This window comes from Pseudomonas sp. TWI929, from assembly GCF_039673335.1.
In the GTDB taxonomy this organism is placed as follows: Bacteria; Pseudomonadota; Gammaproteobacteria; order Pseudomonadales; family Pseudomonadaceae; genus Aquipseudomonas.
The window spans coordinates 1-19,776 of the sequence record NZ_JBDJLK010000013.1; the positions used below are offsets into that span (position 1 = coordinate 1).

General features: G+C 57.7%; 15 protein-coding genes, 4 tRNA genes and 2 rRNA genes. All 21 read left to right on the plus strand.

What is annotated here, in order from left to right; genetic code table 11:
- A 23S ribosomal RNA gene (locus ABE456_RS08205) occupies nucleotides 1-90 on the plus strand; the annotation flags it as partial.
- Between the two features lie 132 nt (nucleotides 91-222).
- Nucleotides 223-338, plus strand: a 5S ribosomal RNA gene (gene rrf, locus ABE456_RS08210).
- Between the two features lie 225 nt (nucleotides 339-563).
- Nucleotides 564-1,523 (plus strand): bifunctional biotin--[acetyl-CoA-carboxylase] ligase/biotin operon repressor BirA, encoded by a 960-nt coding sequence (gene birA, locus ABE456_RS08215; RefSeq protein ID WP_346643475.1) that lies wholly within the window; start codon nucleotides 564-566, stop codon nucleotides 1,521-1,523.
- Nucleotides 1,513-2,262: a pantothenate kinase gene (locus tag ABE456_RS08220; RefSeq protein WP_346643476.1), complete on the plus strand. Its 750-nt coding sequence runs from the start codon at nucleotides 1,513-1,515 to the stop codon at nucleotides 2,260-2,262. Before birA ends, ABE456_RS08220 begins: the two co-directional genes overlap by 11 nt.
- Before the next feature lie 7 nt (nucleotides 2,263-2,269).
- On the plus strand, nucleotides 2,270-2,695 hold the full coding sequence (locus ABE456_RS08225; RefSeq protein WP_346643477.1) for a hypothetical protein: 426 nt from the start codon (nucleotides 2,270-2,272) through the stop codon (nucleotides 2,693-2,695).
- Nucleotides 2,696-2,847: 152 nt separating this feature from the next.
- Nucleotides 2,848-2,931, plus strand: a tRNA-Tyr gene (locus ABE456_RS08230).
- Nucleotides 2,932-2,955: 24 nt separating this feature from the next.
- Nucleotides 2,956-3,029 (plus strand) — tRNA-Gly (locus ABE456_RS08235).
- A 29-nt stretch (nucleotides 3,030-3,058) separates the two neighbouring features.
- Nucleotides 3,059-3,134 (plus strand) — tRNA-Thr (locus tag ABE456_RS08240).
- 78 nt (nucleotides 3,135-3,212) lie between these two features.
- Entirely contained in the window at nucleotides 3,213-4,406 is a 1,194-nt protein-coding gene (gene tuf, locus ABE456_RS08245) for an elongation factor Tu (RefSeq protein WP_010951775.1), read from the plus strand.
- A 54-nt stretch (nucleotides 4,407-4,460) separates the two neighbouring features.
- A tRNA-Trp gene (locus tag ABE456_RS08250) sits at nucleotides 4,461-4,536 on the plus strand.
- Between the two features lie 44 nt (nucleotides 4,537-4,580).
- Entirely contained in the window at nucleotides 4,581-4,949 is a 369-nt protein-coding gene (secE, locus tag ABE456_RS08255; protein WP_003257081.1) for a preprotein translocase subunit SecE, read from the plus strand.
- A gap of 9 nt (nucleotides 4,950-4,958) precedes the next feature.
- Nucleotides 4,959-5,492, plus strand: a complete 534-nt coding sequence (nusG, locus tag ABE456_RS08260) for a transcription termination/antitermination protein NusG (RefSeq protein WP_003255501.1) — start codon at nucleotides 4,959-4,961, stop codon at nucleotides 5,490-5,492.
- A 119-nt stretch (nucleotides 5,493-5,611) separates the two neighbouring features.
- Complete coding sequence (gene rplK, locus ABE456_RS08265; protein ID WP_003255500.1) at nucleotides 5,612-6,043, plus strand: 50S ribosomal protein L11; 432 nt, start codon at nucleotides 5,612-5,614, stop codon at nucleotides 6,041-6,043.
- Entirely contained in the window at nucleotides 6,043-6,738 is a 696-nt protein-coding gene (gene rplA, locus ABE456_RS08270) for a 50S ribosomal protein L1 (protein ID WP_060501592.1), read from the plus strand. The genes rplK and rplA overlap by 1 nt, the downstream gene beginning before the upstream one ends.
- Before the next feature lie 197 nt (nucleotides 6,739-6,935).
- Nucleotides 6,936-7,436, plus strand: a complete 501-nt coding sequence (gene rplJ / locus ABE456_RS08275; RefSeq protein ID WP_003255497.1) for a 50S ribosomal protein L10 — start codon at nucleotides 6,936-6,938, stop codon at nucleotides 7,434-7,436.
- Between the two features lie 77 nt (nucleotides 7,437-7,513).
- On the plus strand, nucleotides 7,514-7,879 hold the full coding sequence (rplL, locus tag ABE456_RS08280) for a 50S ribosomal protein L7/L12 (RefSeq protein WP_003255496.1): 366 nt from the start codon (nucleotides 7,514-7,516) through the stop codon (nucleotides 7,877-7,879).
- Nucleotides 7,880-8,099: 220 nt separating this feature from the next.
- Complete coding sequence (gene rpoB / locus ABE456_RS08285) at nucleotides 8,100-12,173, plus strand: DNA-directed RNA polymerase subunit beta (protein ID WP_346643478.1); 4,074 nt, start codon at nucleotides 8,100-8,102, stop codon at nucleotides 12,171-12,173.
- Nucleotides 12,174-12,237: 64 nt separating this feature from the next.
- The gene (rpoC, locus tag ABE456_RS08290; RefSeq protein ID WP_346643479.1) at nucleotides 12,238-16,437 is read left to right on the plus strand and encodes a DNA-directed RNA polymerase subunit beta'; all 4,200 of its coding nucleotides are present in this window, start codon (nucleotides 12,238-12,240) and stop codon (nucleotides 16,435-16,437) included.
- A gap of 211 nt (nucleotides 16,438-16,648) precedes the next feature.
- Complete coding sequence (rpsL, locus tag ABE456_RS08295) at nucleotides 16,649-17,020, plus strand: 30S ribosomal protein S12 (RefSeq protein ID WP_003255492.1); 372 nt, start codon at nucleotides 16,649-16,651, stop codon at nucleotides 17,018-17,020.
- A gap of 106 nt (nucleotides 17,021-17,126) precedes the next feature.
- Complete coding sequence (rpsG, locus tag ABE456_RS08300; RefSeq protein WP_003246741.1) at nucleotides 17,127-17,597, plus strand: 30S ribosomal protein S7; 471 nt, start codon at nucleotides 17,127-17,129, stop codon at nucleotides 17,595-17,597.
- Between the two features lie 30 nt (nucleotides 17,598-17,627).
- Nucleotides 17,628-19,775 carry an elongation factor G gene (gene fusA, locus ABE456_RS08305; protein WP_346643480.1) on the plus strand — a complete coding sequence of 716 codons (2,148 nt, stop codon included), beginning with the start codon at nucleotides 17,628-17,630 and terminating at the stop codon, nucleotides 19,773-19,775.
- The last annotated feature ends 1 nt before the right edge of the window (nucleotide 19,776 follow it).

Consider the following 19,776-nt stretch of genomic DNA (forward strand, 5'->3'; position numbering starts at 1 on the left):
CGTCGAAGACTACGACGTTGATAGGTTGGGTGTGTAAGCGCTGTGAGGCGTTGAGCTAACCAATACTAATTGCCCGTGAGGCTTGACCATATAACACCCAAGCAATTTGCTGACGCAGATTGCGGTGGTGAAGACGAAACGAACCGAAAGTTCGCAACATCACAAATATCGCATATCCGAATTCGCTGGGCTGTCCATCTGGACATTCTGGCTACAGAATTTCTTGACGACCATAGAGCATTGGAACCACCTGATCCCATCCCGAACTCAGTAGTGAAACGATGCATCGCCGATGGTAGTGTGGGGTTTCCCCATGTGAGAGTAGGTCATCGTCAAGATTCATTTCGCAAAACCCCTATCTGCGCATGCAGGTAGGGGTTTTGTCTTTGTGGCCAGAAAATTCCCTGGCCTTGCAGTATTCCCTGTGGGAGCGGCTAAAGCCGCTCCTACAGGGATCGCGGCGCCAGGAAGGAGTGGCGTCAGCCTTTGGTATTCGGCCCTTTTCCTATGCAAGCCAACAGCCCATGGCTATCATGCCTGCCTTATTCCAAGTCGAGACTGGCATGCTGAAGTTGTTGAATCTCCTCAAGGATGGCCGGTTCCATTCCGGAGAAGCTCTGGGGGCAGCCCTCGGGGTGAGTCGCAGCGCCGTTTGGAAGCAGCTGCAGCACCTGGAGAGTGAACTGAACCTCACCATTCACAAGGTCCGTGGTCGCGGCTATCAGCTGGCGGCGCCACTGGCCTTGCTTGAGGCTCCGGCTATTGCCGGGTTTGCCGAGGGCGAACAGTGGCCCGTTTTCATCCACGAAACCATCGACTCGACCAATGCCGAAGGCCTGCGGCTTGCCAGTGATGGGCAGGCCGCGCCATTCCTGGTCTTGGCCGAGCGCCAGAGTGCAGGCCGTGGTCGACGTGGCCGGCAGTGGGTCAGCCCATTTGCTGAAAACCTCTATTACAGCCTGGTCTTGCGTGTCGAGGGTGGCATGCGCCAGCTCGAGGGCTTGAGCCTCGTGGTAGGGTTGGCAGTAATGCGTACCCTGCAGGCGTTCGGTGTAAAGGATGTAGGGCTCAAATGGCCCAACGATGTTCTTGTTCGGGGGCAGAAAATCACCGGTATTCTCCTGGAGCTGGTGGGTGACCCCGCAGATGTCTGTCATGTAGTACTGGGTGTCGGTATCAATGTGAACATGCAGGCCAACGACCAGGTCGACCAGGAGTGGACCTCGATGCGACGCGAAGTGGGGGCGGTGATAGACCGTAACCATCTGGTCGCGTCGCTAAGCCAGCAGTTGCAGCGCGAATTGGCCCGCCATCGTCGTTACGGGTTCGCCGCATTTCAGGAAGAATGGGAACAGGCGCACCTCTGGCAGGGGCGTAATGTTTCATTGGTTGCCGGTAGCACGCGTATTGATGGTGTGGTTCTTGGCGTCGACGGGCAGGGCGGCTTGCGCCTTGAGGTGGACGGGGTGGAAAAGAGCTTCAGTGGTGGTGAGCTCAGTTTGAGGTTGCGTGATGATTCTTGAGCTCGATTGCGGTAACAGTTTTATCAAGTGGCGGGTTATCCATGCCGCTGATGCAGTGATTGAAGGTGGCGGTATCGTCGACTCCGATCAGGCGCTGCTGGCCGAAGTGGCTGTACTCGCGTCAGTGCGTCTCACGGGCTGTCGCATTGTCAGTGTGCGCAGCGAAGAAGAAACCGACGCACTGTGCGCGTTGCTTGCCCAGGCATTTGCCGTGCAAGCGCGTGTGGCGCACCCTGCTCAGCAAATGGCCGGCGTGCGCAATGGCTATGACGACTATCAGCGCCTGGGCATGGACCGTTGGCTGGCGGCGCTGGGCGCATTTCACCTGGCCAAGGGTGCTTGCCTGGTCATCGACCTGGGCACCGCCGCAAAAGCGGATTTCGTTGCTGCGGACGGCGAGCATCTGGGCGGCTACATCTGCCCAGGTATGCCGTTGATGCGTAGCCAGTTGCGTACCCACACCCGTCGTATCCGTTATGACGATGCCTCCGCCGAACGAGCGTTGGCCAGCCTGGCGCCGGGCCGTTCGACCGTAGAGGCGGTAGAGCGCGGTTGCGTGTTGATGCTCCAAGGTTTTGCGCGTACCCAGCTTGAGCAGGCGCGTGCGCTATGGGGTGAGGATTTCACTGTATTCCTTACTGGGGGCGATGCGCCGCTGGTGAGGGAGGCCGTGCCGCAGGCGCGCGTCGTGCCTGACCTGGTTTTCGTTGGCCTGGCCATGGCCTGCCCACTGGATTGAGGTGCCTATGCGTTGGTTGTTTCTGCTGTTACTGGTGCTCAACGTCTTCTATTACGTATGGCATCAGCAGGAAGCCCCGCTGAAGGTCAAGGAAGTTGCCCCGCTGTCGCTGTACAAGGGTAATCAGCAAGAGATTCGCCTGTTGCGTGAAACCGGGGTTTCGGCACCATCCAGGCGCCGTGACGAGTGTCTGGTAGTCGGTGGTGTGATGGGGCAGGACCAGCTCGATGCGCTACGTCAGCGGCTGTTGAGCCTGGATATCGCCACGCTGCCGGTGGCGGGGCAGCTGCCTGGGGCGGATGGCCGCTGGCTCAAAGTAGCCCCGGAAAGCGAGCGTTTGCTGGACCAAACGGTGCTCTCGGCTCTTTCCAATGATTTCAAAGACTTAAAACATAAAATTATTTTCTGCCAGGGTATTGCAACTGGCGAATAGCTTGATAGAATGGCGCCCGCTTCACAGGGAACACCACTCAGGTGGTAGAACTGGAAGCGGTGTCAAAGCAGCTAAGCTTCAGATTTGATTGAAAAAATTTGAAAAAACGCTTGACACTAGGACGGCAGACAAATAGAATGCCGGCCACATCTGGAGGGATTCCCGAGCGGTCAAAGGGGACGGACTGTAAATCCGTTGCGAGAGCTTCGAAGGTTCGAATCCTTCTCCCTCCACCAGTTTTAGCGAGAGCCGCAAGCTCCGCGGGTATAGTTTAGTGGTAGAACCTCAGCCTTCCAAGCTGATGATGCGGGTTCGATTCCCGCTACCCGCTCCAAGTTTGCTGGATTTTGCGCAAAGTGTTTCGCTCTTGTAGCTCAGTTGGTAGAGCACACCCTTGGTAAGGGTGAGGTCAGCGGTTCAAATCCGCTCAAGAGCTCCATATAAACAAGGCAGATATGAAAATATCTGCCTTTGTTTTATCAGCGCAAGACTATTTCTTCTGCGGAGGATTGTATCGATGGCTAAGGAAAAGTTTGATCGTTCCCTTCCCCACGTTAACGTCGGCACTATCGGCCACGTTGACCACGGTAAGACCACTCTGACCGCGGCACTGACTCGCGTCTGCTCCGAAGTTTTCGGTTCGGCAGTCGTTGAGTTCGACAAGATCGACTCGGCTCCAGAAGAAAAAGCGCGCGGTATCACCATCAACACCGCTCACGTCGAGTACAACTCGAACATTCGTCACTACGCTCACGTTGACTGCCCAGGTCACGCTGACTACGTGAAGAACATGATCACCGGTGCTGCCCAGATGGACGGCGCGATCCTGGTTTGCTCGGCCGCCGATGGTCCGATGCCACAAACCCGTGAGCACATCCTGCTGTCCCGTCAGGTTGGCGTTCCGTACATCGTGGTCTTCCTGAACAAGGCTGACCTGGTAGACGACGCTGAGCTGCTGGAACTGGTCGAGATGGAAGTTCGCGACCTGCTGTCCACCTACGACTTCCCAGGCGACGACACCCCGATCATCATCGGTTCGGCTCGTATGGCGCTGGAAGGCAAAGACGACAACGAAATGGGTACTACCGCTGTCAAGAAGCTGGTAGAAACTCTGGATGCCTACATCCCTGAGCCAGTTCGTGCCATCGACCAGCCATTCTTGATGCCGATCGAAGACGTATTCTCGATCTCGGGTCGTGGTACCGTTGTTACCGGCCGTATCGAGCGTGGTATCGTCCGCGTTCAGGATCCGCTGGAAATCGTTGGTCTGCGTGACACCACCACCACCACCTGCACTGGTGTTGAGATGTTCCGCAAGCTGCTGGACGAAGGTCGTGCTGGCGAGAACTGCGGCGTTCTGCTGCGTGGTACCAAGCGTGACGACGTTGAGCGTGGCCAGGTTCTGGTCAAGCCGGGTTCGGTCAAGCCGCACACCAAGTTCACCGCAGAAGTCTACGTCCTGTCGAAGGAAGAAGGCGGCCGTCACACTCCGTTCTTCAAAGGCTACCGTCCTCAGTTCTACTTCCGTACCACTGACGTGACCGGTAACTGCGAACTGCCGGAAGGCGTTGAAATGGTAATGCCAGGTGACAACATTCAGATGACTGTTACCCTGATCAAGACCATCGCAATGGAAGACGGTCTGCGCTTCGCTATCCGTGAAGGCGGTCGTACCGTCGGCGCCGGCGTCGTAGCAAAAATTATTGAATAAGTAGTTGATTTTCCTAATCAGGCCGGTATAATGGCCGGCCTGATACAGCGTTACAGGTCAGTAGCTCAATTGGCAGAGCGACGGTCTCCAAAACCGTAGGTTGGGGGTTCGATTCCCTCCTGACCTGCCATTTCACTTCGGTGTGATGGCTTTCTTCTCACAGGATCCTCCTCGATGACTCCCAAAACTGAAGCCCAAGAATCGCGTTTTGATCTGTTCAAGTGGCTGGCTGTAGTGGCTTTGGTGGTTGTTGGTGTTGTGGGTAATCAATATTACTCCGCCTCTCCAATCCTGTATCGCGTCCTCGCACTTCTCGTCCTGGCTGCTGTCGCTGGCTTTGTAGCTCTGCAGACTGCGAAGGGCAAGTCGTTCTTTGCGCTGGCGAAGGAAGCTCGTACCGAGATTCGTAAAGTCGTGTGGCCGACCCGCCAGGAAACCACCCAGACCACGCTGATTGTCGTGGCTGTCGTGCTGGTTATGGCACTGCTGCTGTGGGGTCTTGATTCCCTGCTCGGCTGGGCGGTCTCCTTGATCGTTGGCTAAAGGTGTCCCGTGGCTAAGCGTTGGTATGTTGTGCATGCTTACTCGGGTTACGAGAAGCATGTAATGCGCTCCCTGATTGAGCGCGTCAAGCTGGCTGGCATGGAAGACGGTTTCGGCGAGATCCTGGTCCCGACCGAAGAAGTCGTCGAAATGCGCAACGGCCAGAAGCGCAAGAGTGAGCGTAAGTTCTTCCCTGGCTATGTGCTGGTCCAGATGGAGATGAACGAAGGGACTTGGCACTTGGTCAAGGACACCCCTCGTGTGATGGGCTTTATCGGTGGTACCGCAGACAAGCCTGCGCCGATCACTGATAAAGAAGCTGAGGCTATCCTGCGTCGCGTTGCCGACGGTAGCGACAAGCCGAAGCCGAAGACGCTGTTCGAGCCGGGTGAAGTGGTTCGAGTCATTGACGGTCCGTTCGCTGACTTCAATGGTAGTGTCGAAGAGGTTAACTACGAAAAGAGCCGCCTGCAGGTTGCAGTGCTCATTTTCGGTCGCTCTACTCCGGTGGAGCTCGAGTTCAGCCAGGTCGAAAAGGTCTAGGCGGACAAAGCATCCCATACCCCGCAGCCCTGTGTGCTGCGGGGTTTTGTCGTCACTGGGATAAAACGCAAGTCATCCGGGGAGCCATCAGGCGTTCGTACCCGATTTTGGAGTAGCTCATGGCTAAGAAGATTCAGGCTTACATCAAGCTGCAAGTTAAGGCCGGCCAGGCCAACCCAAGCCCACCCGTTGGTCCAGCACTGGGTCAACATGGTGTGAACATCATGGAATTCTGCAAGGCCTTCAACGCCCGTACCCAGGGTCAAGAAGCCGGCCTGCCGACTCCAGTGATCATCACTGTCTACAGCGACCGTAGCTTCACCTTCGAGACCAAGAGCACCCCTGCCTCGGTTCTGCTGAAGAAAGCTGCTGGCCTGACCAGTGGTTCGGCTCGTCCGAACACCGTTAAAGTCGGTACCGTTACCCGTGCTCAGCTGGAAGACATCGCCAAAGCTAAACAGGCTGATCTGACTGCCGCTGACCTGGACGCTGCTGTACGCACCATCGCTGGCTCTGCCCGCAGCATGGGCCTGAACGTGGAGGGTGTGTAATGGCTAAGCTGACCAAGCGCCAAAAGGCAATCGCCGAGAAAATCGAAGCAGGCAAGGCCTACAACTTCGAAGAAGCGGCAACTCTGCTGGCTTCGCTGCCAGCTGCCAAGTTCGTAGAGTCCTACGACATCGCCGTTAACCTCGGTGTTGATCCGCGTAAATCCGACCAGGTCGTACGTAGCGCTACCGTGCTGCCACACGGCACTGGCAAGACTGTTCGCGTTGCTGTCTTCACCCAGGGTCCAGCTGCTGAAGCCGCTCTGGCTGCCGGCGCTGACCGCGTAGGTATGGACGATCTGGCTGCCGAAATGAAAGGCGGCGACCTGAACTATGACGTCGTCATCGCATCGCCTGATGCCATGCGCGTTGTAGGTCAGCTGGGTCAGGTTCTGGGTCCTCGCGGCCTGATGCCTAACCCGAAAGTTGGTACCGTGACCCCAGACGTAGCCACTGCCGTGAAAAACGCCAAGGCTGGTCAGGTTCGCTACCGTACCGACAAAAACGGTATTATCCATACCTCCGTTGGCAAGATCGGCTTCGAAGCCGGCAAGCTGAAGGAAAACGTTGAAGCCCTGATCGCTGATCTGAAGCGTATCAAGCCAGCTTCTTCGAAAGGTATCTACGTCAAGCGCGTTACCCTGAGCACCACCATGGGCCCAGGTCTGGTCATCGATCAGAGCTCGCTGAACGTGTAAGAACATGGTGGCGTGACTTGTCGCGCCACCAGCAAAAATTGGGGTCCCTGCCTGGCGGGGGCTATCCAAGACCGTAGGCGGCGCAAGCCTTAAAACACCAGCCCACGCAGATGGTGCTCCCGATTCGTTACCGAATCAGACACCAAAACGACATCCGGCTTCGGCCAGATGAAACGGTAAAAACCAGGAGTAAACCCGTGGCAATTAAACTCGAAGACAAGAAGGCCATCGTCGCTGAAGTCAACGAGGCTGCCAAAGTCGCTCTGTCCGCTGTCGTGGCCGATGCCCGTGGTGTGACTGTAAGCGCAATGACCGGACTCCGTAAAGAGGCCCGCGAAGCTGGCGTTTACGTACGTGTCGTACGTAACACCCTGCTCAAGCGCGCTGTTGAAGGCACCGAATTTTCGATCCTCAACGACGCGTTCAAAGGCCCGACCCTGATTGCTTTCTCCAACGAACACCCGGGCGCTGCTGCTCGTCTGTTCAAAGAGTTCGCCAAGGGTCAGGACAAGTTCGAGATCAAGGCAGCTGCGTTTGACGGCAATTTCATTGCAGCGAACCAGATCGACGTGTTGGCTACCCTGCCGACCCGCGACGAAGCTATTGCACGACTGATGAGCGTTATTCAAGGCGCCACCAGCAAGCTGGCTCGTACTCTGGCAGCCATTCGCGACCAGAAAGAAGCTACCGCTGCCTAAGGCACGCGAACTCTTTCAAAATCATACGTTTAATTTGATGGCTGCGTAGGCTGTCACCCCAATACAGGATTTAAGTCATGTCTCTGACTAACGAACAAATCATCGAAGCAATCGGCCAGAAAACCGTTCTGGAAGTTGTTGAGCTGATCAAAGCTATGGAAGAAACCTTCGGCGTTACCGCTGCTGTTGCCGCTGCTGGCCCAGCTGCTGCTGCTGCCGTTGTTGAAGAGCAGACCGAGTTCAACGTTGTTCTGGTTGAAGCCGGCGACAAGAAAGTGAACGTGATCAAAGCCGTTCGCGAACTGACCGGTCTGGGCCTGAAAGAAGCCAAAGAGAAAGTCGACGGCGCTCCTCAGGTTGTAGCTGAAGGCGTTTCGAAAGAAGCCGCTGAAGACGCTAAGAAGAAGCTGGAAGAAGCAGGCGCTAAAGTCGAGCTGAAGTAATCTCGACCTTGCGATGCCAGCCTGAGCGTTAAGCGAAAGGCTGATGGCTGGTGGCTTATGCCACCGGCCTTTTTCCGTTATTGGTGGCCGGTCAGGCCGGCCCCGATAACAAGCTGCAAGACACCCATGTGGGTGGCGCAAACCAAGGGGTTTGCACGATTTTCTGGCTGCTCCCGCCGGGAGAAGCCAAACAAGCAGGTGACCAAGCTGGGGAACGCTGATGGCTTACTCATACACTGAGAAAAAACGTATCCGCAAGGACTTTAGCAAGTTGCCGGACGTCATGGATGTGCCTTACCTCCTGGCCATCCAGCTGGATTCGTATCGCGAATTCCTGCAAGCGGGAGCATCCAAGGATCAGTTCCGCGACGTCGGCCTGCACGCGGCCTTCAAATCGGTATTCCCGATCATCAGCTACTCCGGCAATGCTGCCCTGGAGTACGTAGGCTATCGCCTGGGCGAACCCGCCTTCGATGTGAAGGAATGTGTCCTGCGTGGCGTGACCTTCGCGGTCCCACTGCGGGTCAAGGTGCGCCTGATCATCTTCGACAAGGAATCGTCGAACAAAGCGATCAAGGACATCAAAGAGCAAGAAGTCTACATGGGTGAAATCCCCCTGATGACTGAGAACGGTACCTTCGTAATCAACGGTACCGAGCGTGTGATCGTTTCCCAGCTGCACCGTTCGCCTGGTGTGTTCTTCGACCACGACCGTGGCAAGACTCACAGCTCCGGCAAGCTGCTGTACTCCGCTCGCATCATCCCTTACCGCGGTTCCTGGCTGGACTTCGAGTTCGACCCGAAGGACTGCGTGTTCGTGCGTATCGACCGTCGCCGCAAACTGCCGGCCTCGGTGCTGCTGCGCGCCCTGGGTTACAGCACTGAAGAAGTGCTGAACACCTTCTACACCACCAACGTCTTCCACATTTCCGGCGAAAAACTCAGCCTGGAACTGGTGCCGCAGCGTCTGCGTGGTGAAGTTGCTGTCATGGATATCCATGACGAAACCGGCAAAGTCATCGTCGAGCAGGGCCGCCGTATTACCGCGCGCCACATCAACCAGCTCGAGAAGGCTGGCGTCAAGCAGCTGGACGTTCCAATGGAATACGTCCTGGGCCGCACGACCGCCAAGGCCATCGTGCATCCGGCTACCGGCGAGATCCTGGCCGAATGCAACACCGAGATGACCACCGAACTGCTGATCAAGGTCGCCAAGGCACAGGTTGTCCGTATCGAGACCCTGTACACCAACGACATCGATTGCGGTCCGTTCATCTCCGACACCCTGAAGATCGACACCACCAGCAACCAGCTGGAAGCCCTGGTCGAGATCTACCGCATGATGCGTCCAGGCGAGCCGCCGACCAAGGATGCAGCCGAGACCCTGTTCAACAACCTGTTCTTCAGCGCCGAGCGTTACGACCTGTCCGCCGTTGGCCGCATGAAGTTCAACCGTCGTATCGGTCGTACCGAGATCGAAGGTTCGGGCGTGCTGAGCAAGGAAGACATCGTCGAGGTTCTGAAGACCCTGGTCGATATCCGTAACGGCAAAGGCATCGTCGACGACATCGACCACCTGGGTAACCGTCGCGTACGTTGCGTCGGCGAGATGGCCGAGAACCAGTTCCGCGTTGGCCTGGTGCGTGTTGAGCGCGCGGTCAAGGAACGCCTGTCGATGGCGGAAAGCGAAGGCCTGATGCCGCAAGACCTGATCAACGCCAAGCCGGTTGCGGCGGCGGTGAAAGAGTTCTTCGGTTCCAGCCAGCTGTCCCAGTTCATGGACCAGAACAACCCGCTCTCCGAGATCACCCACAAGCGCCGTGTCTCCGCACTCGGCCCTGGCGGTCTGACCCGTGAGCGTGCAGGCTTCGAAGTCCGTGACGTACACCCGACCCACTACGGCCGTGTGTGCCCGATCGAGACTCCTGAAGGTCCGAACATCGGCCTGATCAACTCCCTGGCAGCCTATGCCCGCACCAACCAGTACGGCTTCCTGGAAAGCCCGTACCGCGTAGTGAAGGAAGGCGTGGTCAGCGACGACATCGTGTTCCTGTCGGCCATTGAAGAAGCGGATCACGTCATCGCCCAGGCTTCGGCCGCGATGAACGAGAAGAAGCAGCTGATCGATGAGCTGGTAGCTGTTCGTCACCTGAACGAATTCACCGTCAAGGCGCCGGAAGACGTCACCCTGATGGACGTTTCGCCGAAGCAGGTTGTTTCCGTTGCTGCCTCGCTGATTCCGTTCCTCGAGCACGACGACGCCAACCGTGCATTGATGGGTTCGAACATGCAGCGTCAGGCTGTACCAACCCTGCGCGCCGACAAGCCGCTGGTAGGTACCGGCATGGAGCGCAACGTTGCCCGTGACTCCGGTGTCTGCGTGGTTGCTCGCCGCGGTGGTGTGATCGATTCGGTCGACGCCAGCCGTATCGTCGTTCGCGTCAATGACGACGAAGTCGAGACCGGTGAAGCAGGTGTGGATATCTACAACCTGACCAAGTACACCCGTTCGAACCAGAACACCTGCATCAACCAGCGTCCGCTGGTAAGCAAGGGTGACAAGGTTCAGCGCAGCGACATCATGGCCGACGGCCCGTCCACCGACATGGGTGAACTGGCGCTGGGTCAGAACATGCGCATCGCGTTCATGGCGTGGAACGGCTTCAACTTCGAAGACTCCATCTGCCTGTCCGAGCGTGTGGTGCAGGAAGACCGCTTCACCACGATCCACATCCAGGAACTGACCTGTGTGGCGCGTGACACCAAGCTTGGCCCAGAGGAAATCACTGCGGACATCCCGAACGTGGGTGAAGCCGCACTGAACAAGCTGGACGAAGCCGGTATCGTTTACGTGGGTGCTGAAGTTGGTGCTGGCGACATCCTGGTTGGCAAGGTCACGCCAAAAGGCGAAACCCAGCTGACTCCGGAAGAAAAACTGCTGCGCGCAATCTTCGGTGAGAAGGCTAGCGACGTTAAGGACACCTCCCTGCGTGTGCCAACCGGCACCAAGGGTACCGTCATCGACGTACAGGTCTTCACCCGTGATGGCGTCGAGCGCGACAGCCGCGCCCTGGCCATCGAGAAGATGCAGCTGGACGAGATCCGCAAGGACCTCAACGAAGAGTTCCGCATCGTCGAAGGTGCAACCTTCGAGCGTCTGCGTTCTGCCCTGAACGGCCAGGTGGTCGACGGTGGCGCGGGCCTGAAGAAAGGCACCGTGATCACTGACGAAGTGCTGGACGGTCTGGAGCACGGCCAGTGGTTCAAACTGCGCATGGCTGAGGATGCACTGAACGAGCAGCTGGAAAAGGCTCAGCAGTACATCGTCGACCGTCGCCGTCTGCTGGACGACAAGTTCGAAGACAAGAAGCGCAAGCTGCAGCAGGGCGATGACCTGGCACCGGGCGTACTGAAGATCGTCAAGGTTTACCTGGCAATCCGCCGTCGCATCCAGCCGGGTGACAAGATGGCCGGTCGTCACGGTAACAAGGGTGTTGTCTCGGTGATCATGCCGGTTGAAGACATGCCGCACGATGCCAACGGTACTCCGGTCGACGTCGTACTGAACCCGCTGGGTGTACCTTCGCGTATGAACGTCGGTCAGATCCTCGAAACCCACCTGGGCCTCGCGGCCAAGGGCCTGGGCGAGAAGATCGACCGCATGATCGAAGAGCAGCGCAAAGCCGCTGAGCTGCGCGTGTTCCTGACCGAGGTCTACAACGAGATCGGCGGTCGTCAGGAAAGCCTCGACGAGTTCACCGACGAAGAGATCCTGGCCCTGGCCAACAACCTGAAGAAAGGCGTGCCGATGGCTACCCCGGTCTTCGATGGTGCCAAGGAGCGCGAGATCAAGGCCATGCTGAAGCTGGCCGACCTGCCAGAGAGCGGCCAGATGGTGCTGTTCGATGGCCGTACCGGCAACAAGTTCGAGCGTCCAGTGACCGTTGGTTACATGTACATGCTCAAGCTGAACCACTTGGTGGACGACAAGATGCACGCGCGTTCCACTGGTTCCTACAGCCTGGTTACCCAGCAGCCGCTGGGTGGTAAGGCGCAGTTCGGTGGTCAGCGTTTCGGGGAGATGGAAGTGTGGGCGCTGGAAGCATACGGCGCGGCATACACCCTGCAAGAAATGCTCACAGTGAAGTCGGACGACGTGAACGGCCGTACCAAGATGTACAAGAACATCGTGGATGGCGATCACCGTATGGAGCCGGGCATGCCCGAGTCCTTCAACGTGTTGATCAAAGAGATCCGTTCGCTCGGTATCGATATCGATCTGGAAACCGAATAACACGTGACGCGAAGGGGAGTGGGGCAGGTAATGCCCGCTCCCTGCTCCGCCAGGAGGAAAGGCCTTGAAAGACCTACTGAATTTGCTGAAAAACCAGGGTCAAGTCGAAGAGTTCGACGCCATCCGCATCGGTCTGGCGTCGCCTGAAATGATCCGTTCGTGGTCGTTCGGTGAAGTTAAGAAGCCGGAAACCATCAACTACCGTACGTTCAAGCCTGAGCGTGACGGCCTGTTCTGCGCCAAGATCTTTGGCCCAGTCAAGGACTACGAGTGCCTGTGCGGCAAGTACAAGCGCCTCAAGCACCGCGGCGTGATCTGCGAGAAGTGCGGCGTTGAAGTTGCCCTGGCCAAGGTTCGTCGTGAGCGCATGGCGCACATCGAACTGGCCTCGCCGGTTGCCCACATCTGGTTCCTGAAGTCGCTGCCGTCCCGTATCGGCCTGCTGATGGACATGACCCTGCGTGACATCGAGCGCGTGCTCTACTTCGAGAGCTACGTTGTTATCGATCCGGGCATGACCACCCTGGAAAAGGGCCAGCTGCTGAACGACGAGCAGTACTTCGAAGCGCTGGAAGAGTTCGGTGACGACTTCGACGCCCGCATGGGTGCCGAGGCTGTCCGCGAGCTGCTGCACGCTATCGACCTGGAGCACGAGATCGGCCGCCTGCGCGAAGAAATTCCGCAGACCAACTCGGAAACCAAGATCAAGAAGCTGTCCAAGCGCCTGAAGCTGATGGAAGCTTTCCAGGGTTCGGGCAACCTGCCTGAGTGGATGGTCCTGACCGTCCTGCCAGTACTGCCGCCGGACCTGCGTCCGCTGGTTCCGCTGGATGGTGGCCGCTTCGCGACCTCCGACCTGAACGACCTGTATCGTCGGGTGATCAACCGTAACAACCGTCTGAAGCGCCTGCTGGATCTGTCGGCGCCGGACATCATCGTGCGCAATGAAAAGCGCATGCTGCAGGAAGCGGTCGACGCCCTGCTGGACAACGGCCGTCGCGGTCGCGCCATCACTGGCTCGAACAAGCGTCCGCTGAAGTCCCTGGCCGACATGATCAAAGGTAAGCAAGGTCGCTTCCGTCAGAACTTGCTCGGTAAGCGTGTGGACTACTCCGGCCGTTCGGTAATTACCGTAGGCCCGACCCTGCGTCTGCACCAGTGCGGTCTGCCGAAGAAGATGGCCCTCGAGCTGTTCAAACCGTTCATTTTCGGCAAGCTGGAAATGCGTGGTCTGGCGACCACCATCAAGGCTGCCAAGAAGATGGTCGAGCGCGAGCTGCCAGAGGTGTGGGACGTTCTCGCCGAAGTGATTCGCGAACACCCCGTACTGCTCAACCGTGCACCGACTCTGCACCGTCTGGGTATCCAGGCCTTTGAACCGGTACTGATCGAAGGTAAGGCTATCCAGCTGCACCCGCTGGTCTGCGCTGCGTACAACGCCGACTTCGACGGTGACCAGATGGCCGTTCACGTGCCGCTGACCCTGGAAGCCCAGCTCGAAGCACGTGCGCTGATGATGTCGACCAACAACATTCTGTCGCCAGCCAACGGTGAACCAATCATCGTGCCGTCGCAGGACGTTGTACTGGGTCTGTACTACATGACCCGTGAGGCCATCAACGCCAAGGGCGAAGGTCGCGTATTTGCCGACCTGCAGGAAGTCGACCGCGTATTCCGCGCCGGCGAAGCTGCCCTGCACGCGAAAATCAAGGTTCGTATCAACGAAACCGTGAAAGAGCGTGATGGTTCGGTGGTCAAGAATACCCGCATCGTCGACACCACCGTCGGCCGCGCGCTGCTGTTCCAGGTTGTACCGGCAGGCCTGCCGTACGATGTGGTCAACCAGCCGATGAAGAAAAAGGCGATCTCCAAGCTGATCAACCAGTGCTACCGCGTGGTTGGTCTGAAGGAGACCGTTATCTTCGCTGACCAGCTGATGTACACCGGTTTCGCTTACTCGACCATTTCCGGCGTTTCCATCGGTGTTAACGACTTCGTTATCCCGGACGAGAAAGCCCGCATCATCGGTAACGCTACCGACGAAGTGAAGGAAATCGAGAGCCAGTACGCCTCCGGCCTGGTAACCCAGGGCGAGAAGTACAACAAGGTCATCGACTTGTGGTCGAAGGCGAACGACGAAGTGTCCAAGGCGATGATGGCCAACCTCTCGAAAGAGAAGGTCATCGACCGCGAGGGCAAGGAAGTCGAGCAAGAGTCCTTCAACTCGATGTACATGATGGCTGACTCGGGTGCGCGGGGTTCCGCAGCACAGATCCGTCAGCTGGCCGGTATGCGTGGCTTGATGGCCAAGCCGGACGGCTCGATCATCGAGACGCCGATCACTGCGAACTTCCGTGAAGGTCTGAGCGTACTCCAGTACTTCATCTCGACTCACGGTGCTCGTAAAGGTCTGGCGGATACCGCGTTGAAGACTGCGAACTCCGGTTACCTGACTCGTCGTCTGGTAGACGTTGCCCAGGATCTGGTAGTTACCGAGATCGACTGCGGCACCGACCAGGGGCTGCTGATGACGCCGCACATTGAAGGCGGTGATGTTGTAGAGCCGCTGGGTGAGCGTGTACTGGGCCGTGTTATCGCCCGTGACGTGTTCAAGCCAGGCACCGAGGACGTCATCGTTCCGGCCGGTACCCTGGTTGACGAGCAGTGGGTAGAGTTCATCGAGCTGAACAGCATCGACGAAGTGATCGTGCGTTCGCCGATCAACTGCGAAACCCGCTTCGGTATCTGCGCCAAGTGCTACGGTCGCGACCTGGCTCGTGGTCACCAGGTGAACATCGGTGAAGCTGTCGGCGTTATCGCTGCACAGTCGATCGGTGAGCCGGGTACCCAGCTGACCATGCGTACCTTCCACATCGGTGGTGCTGCAAGCCGTACTTCGGCTGCCGACAGCGTCCAGGTGAAGAATGGCGGTATGGTGCGTCTGCATAACCTGAAGCAGGTTGAGCGTGCCGACGGTAACCTGGTTGCCGTATCGCGTTCCGGTGAGTTGGCCATTGCCGACGAATTCGGTCGTGAGCGTGAGCGTTACAAGCTGCCTTACGGTGCGGTGATTTCGGTCAAGGAAGGTGAAAAGGTCGAAGCTGGCGCCATCGTCGCCAAGTGGGACCCGCACACCCACCCGATCGTTACCGAACTGAAAGGTACCGTGACCTTCGTGGGCATGGAAGAAAACATCACCATCAAGCGTCAGACCGATGAGCTGACCGGCTTGACCAACATTGAAGTACTGGACGTCAAGGATCGCCCTGCCGCTGGCAAGGAAATCCGTCCGGCAATCAAGATGGTCGACGCCGCTGGCAAGGACCTGTACCTGCCAGGTACCGACGTACCTGCACAGTACTTCCTGCCGGCCAACGCCCTTGTTGGTGTTGCTGACGGTGCCCAGATCGGTGTTGGTGACGTTATCGCGCGTATCCCGCAAGAAACGTCGAAGACCCGTGACATCACCGGTGGTCTGCCGCGCGTTGCCGACTTGTTCGAAGCGCGTCGTCCGAAAGAAGCCTCGATTCTGGCTGAAGTCAGCGGCACCATCGCATTCGGTAAAGAGACCAAGGGCAAACGTCGCCTGGTCATCACTCCGACCGACGGTAGCGATCCGTACGAAGAGCTGATTCCGAAGTGGCGCCACCTGAACGTCTTCGAAGGTGAACAGGTAAACCGCGGCGAAGTTATCTCCGACGGCCCGAGCGATCCGCACGACATCCTGCGTCTGCTGGGTGTGAGCGCGCTGGCGAAGTACATCGTCAACGAGATCCAGGACGTTTACCGTCTGCAAGGTGTGAAGATCAACGACAAGCACATCGAGACCATCCTGCGTCAGATGCTGCGCAAGGTCGAGATCTCCGAGTCGGGCGATTCCAGCTTCATCAAGGGCGACCAGATGGAACTGACCCAGGTACTGGTAGAGAACGAGCGTCTCGCCGGCGAGGACAAGTTCATCTCCAAGTTCACCCGCGTACTGCTGGGTATCACCAAGGCCTCGCTGTCGACCGAGTCGTTCATCTCCGCGGCTTCCTTCCAGGAAACCACCCGCGTGCTGACCGAAGCGGCGGTAACCGGCAAGCGCGACTACCTGCGCGGCCTGAAAGAGAACGTGGTCGTGGGTCGTCTGATCCCGGCCGGTACTGGTCTGGCCTACCACAGCGAGCGCAAGCGTCGCCGTGATGCCGACAAGCCGCTGCGTGTAAGCGCCAGTGAGGTGGAAGCCGCACTGACCGAAGCGCTGAATTCCAGCGGTAACTAAGTACAGGGCAGGGCCCCGGCAAGCTCCGAGCGGCCATCGGCGACATAAAATGTTGCCGATGATCGGGCGGGGATGGCCGGGGCCTCGTCTTGACTGGGTGCAAGATCCTCCGTAGACTTTTGTACCCTTAAATTTGGTGAGGCTCCGTCTCGCCAATTTTTGGCTTTCTTGCAAGACAATAGAGTCGCAAGACAATCAGTGGAGCTAGTAGATGGCAACTATCAACCAGCTGGTACGTCAGCCGCGTAAGCGTTCGGTCGAGAAGTCCGACGTTCCTGCGCTGCAGAACTGCCCGCAGCGTCGTGGCGTGTGCACCCGTGTGTACACCACCACGCCGAAAAAACCTAACTCGGCACTGCGTAAAGTATGCCGTGTGCGTCTGACCAACGGTTTCGAGGTTTCCTCGTACATCGGTGGTGAAGGCCACAACCTGCAAGAGCACAGCGTTGTCCTGATTCGTGGCGGCCGTGTAAAAGACTTGCCAGGTGTTCGTTACCACACCGTTCGCGGCTCTCTGGATACTTCGGGCGTTAAAGGCCGTAACCAGGGTCGTTCGAAATACGGTACCAAGCGTCCGAAGTAATCGGCCGTTTGCAGACATCCATTTTTTTGAGTCGATAAGAGTAAGGTCGGGCAGGGGTCGAAGACCCACGTCCCGGGCTAACCTGAAGACCGTTTGAGGGCTTATCATGCCAAGACGTCGTGTAGCAGCAAAACGTGAGATCCTTGACGATCCGAAGTACGGATCCCAGATCCTCGCCAAGTTCATGAACCACGTGATGGAAAGCGGCAAGAAGGCCGTAGCCGAGCGCATCGTTTACGGTGCCCTGGATACCGTCAAAGCACGCAAGAACAGCGACCCCCTGGAAATCTTCGAGAAAGCTCTCGACGCCATCGCTCCGCTGGTCGAAGTTAAGTCCCGTCGTGTCGGCGGTGCTACTTACCAGGTTCCGGTTGAAGTTCGTCCATCCCGTCGTAACGCTCTGGCAATGCGCTGGCTCGTAGACTACGCCCGCAAGCGCGGCGAGAAGTCGATGGCTCTGCGCCTGGCCGGCGAGCTGCTGGATGCTGCCGAAGGCAAGGGTGCTGCAGTCAAGAAGCGTGAAGACGTTCACCGTATGGCTGAAGCCAACAAAGCGTTCTCGCACTACCGCTTCTAATTCAAGCATCAATCATTTTGCGAGGGCTTTATGGCTCGTACTACAGCAATTAACCGCTACCGTAACATTGGTATCTGTGCCCACGTTGACGCGGGCAAGACCACCACTACCGAGCGGATCCTGTTCTACACAGGTCTGAGCCACAAAATGGGCGAGGTGCATGACGGCGCCGCGACCACCGACTGGATGGTGCAGGAGCAGGAGCGGGGTATTACCATTACCTCCGCTGCCGTTACCACCTTCTGGCAGGGTTCCCGTGGTCAGTACGACAACTACCGCGTAAACGTCATCGATACCCCCGGCCACGTTGACTTCACTATTGAAGTAGAGCGTTCGCTGCGTGTACTCGACGGCGCGGTCGTTGTGTTCTGCGGTACCTCCGGCGTTGAGCCGCAGTCCGAAACCGTATGGCGTCAGGCCAACAAGTACGGCGTTCCACGTGTTGTCTACGTGAACAAGATGGACCGTGCTGGTGCAAACTTCCTGCGCGTCGTAGGTCAGATCAAGAACCGTCTGGGTCACACTCCGGTTCCTGTTCAGCTGGCCATCGGTTCGGAAGATAACTTCCAGGGTCAGGTCGACCTGATCAAGATGAAGGCTATCTACTGGAACGACGACGACAAAGGCACCACCTACCGCGAGGAAGAAATTCCTGCGGACATGCTCGAGCTGGCCGAAGAATGGCGCTCGAACATGGTGGAAGCTGCTGCCGAAGCCTCCGAAGAGCTGATGAACAAGTACCTTGAAGAAGGTGAGCTGACCGTCGAAGAAATCAAGGCCGGCCTGCGCGCGCGCACCCTGGCCAGCGAGATCGTTCCGGCTGTCTGCGGTTCGTCGTTCAAGAACAAGGGCGTTCCCCTGGTTCTTGACGCCGTCATCGACTTCCTGCCAGCTCCGACCGAGATCCCTGCGATCAAGGGTATCCACCCTGATCTGGCCGAAGTGCCGAAGGATGAAGTCAAGCCAGAGCAGTTCGACGAGCGTCACGCTGACGACGACGAGCCGTTCTCGGCCCTGGCGTTCAAGATTGCCACCGACCCGTTCGTTGGCACTCTGACCTTCGTTCGCGTTTACTCGGGCTTCCTGACCTCCGGTGACTCCGTCATCAACTCGGTCAAAGGCAAGAAAGAGCGCGTTGGTCGTATGGTCCAGATGCACGCCAACCAGCGTGAAGAGATCAAAGAAGTACGTGCAGGCGACATCGCTGCTCTGATCGGCATGAAGGACGTCACTACTGGTGACACCCTGTGCAACGCCGACAAGCCGATCATCCTCGAGCGTATGGACTTCCCTGAGCCTGTGATTTCGCTCTCCGTAGAGCCGAAAACCAAGCAGGACCAGGAAAAGATGGGTATCGCACTGGGCAAACTGGCTCAGGAAGACCCGTCGTTCCGCGTCAAGACCGATGAAGAAACCGGTCAGACCATCATCTCCGGTATGGGTGAGCTGCACCTGGACATCCTCGTTGACCGCATGAAGCGCGAGTTCAACGTCGAAGCCAACATCGGCAAGCCGCAGGTTTCGTACCGCGAGAAGATCACCAAGTCCAACGTCGAGATCGAAGGCAAGTTCGTTCGTCAGTCGGGCGGCCGTGGTCAGTTCGGTCACTGCTGGATCCGTTTCTCGGAGCCGGATCAGGACGAAAAAGGCAACATCACCGAAGGTCTGGTGTTTGCCAACGAAGTCGTTGGTGGTGTGATTCCTAAGGAATACATCCCTGCGATCCAGAAGGGTATCGAAGAGCAGATGAAGAACGGCGTTGTTGCCGGCTATCCTCTGATCGGCCTGAAGGCCGCGGTATTCGACGGTTCGTACCACGACGTCGACTCCAACGAAATGGCGTTCAAGATCGCTGCTTCGATGGCGACCAAGCAACTGGCCCAGAAGGGCGGTGGCGTGGTTCTCGAGCCGATCATGAAGGTCGAAGTTGTAACCCCGGAAGACTACCTGGGTGACGTGATGGGTGACCTGAACCGTCGTCGTGGTCTGGTCCAGGGTATGGATGAGTCGGTCTCTGGCCGTGTCGTCCGCGCTGAAGTTCCGCTCGGAGAAATGTTCGGTTACGCAACCGACGTTCGTTCCATGTCTCAGGGTCGCGCAAGCTACTCCATGGAATTCTCCAAATACGCCGAAGCTCCGTCGAACATCGTCGAAGCACTCGTTAAAAAACAAGGCTAAT

Excerpts from the sequence above, each read along its gene's own strand:
- birA (WP_346643475.1), top strand. The coding sequence starts at position 564 with ATGCTGAAGTTGTTGAATCTCCTCAAGGATGGCCGGTTCCATTCCGGA.
- ABE456_RS08220 (WP_346643476.1), top strand. The coding sequence starts at position 1,513 with ATGATTCTTGAGCTCGATTGCGGTAACAGTTTTATCAAGTGGCGGGTT.
- ABE456_RS08225 (WP_346643477.1), top strand. The coding sequence starts at position 2,270 with ATGCGTTGGTTGTTTCTGCTGTTACTGGTGCTCAACGTCTTCTATTAC.
- tuf (WP_010951775.1), top strand. The coding sequence starts at position 3,213 with ATGGCTAAGGAAAAGTTTGATCGTTCCCTTCCCCACGTTAACGTCGGC.
- secE (WP_003257081.1), top strand. The coding sequence starts at position 4,581 with ATGACTCCCAAAACTGAAGCCCAAGAATCGCGTTTTGATCTGTTCAAG.
- rplK (WP_003255500.1), top strand. The coding sequence starts at position 5,612 with ATGGCTAAGAAGATTCAGGCTTACATCAAGCTGCAAGTTAAGGCCGGC.
- rplA (WP_060501592.1), top strand. The coding sequence starts at position 6,043 with ATGGCTAAGCTGACCAAGCGCCAAAAGGCAATCGCCGAGAAAATCGAA.
- rplL (WP_003255496.1), top strand. The coding sequence starts at position 7,514 with ATGTCTCTGACTAACGAACAAATCATCGAAGCAATCGGCCAGAAAACC.
- rpoB (WP_346643478.1), top strand. The coding sequence starts at position 8,100 with ATGGCTTACTCATACACTGAGAAAAAACGTATCCGCAAGGACTTTAGC.
- rpsL (WP_003255492.1), top strand. The coding sequence starts at position 16,649 with ATGGCAACTATCAACCAGCTGGTACGTCAGCCGCGTAAGCGTTCGGTC.
- rpsG (WP_003246741.1), top strand. The coding sequence starts at position 17,127 with ATGCCAAGACGTCGTGTAGCAGCAAAACGTGAGATCCTTGACGATCCG.
- fusA (WP_346643480.1), top strand. The coding sequence starts at position 17,628 with ATGGCTCGTACTACAGCAATTAACCGCTACCGTAACATTGGTATCTGT.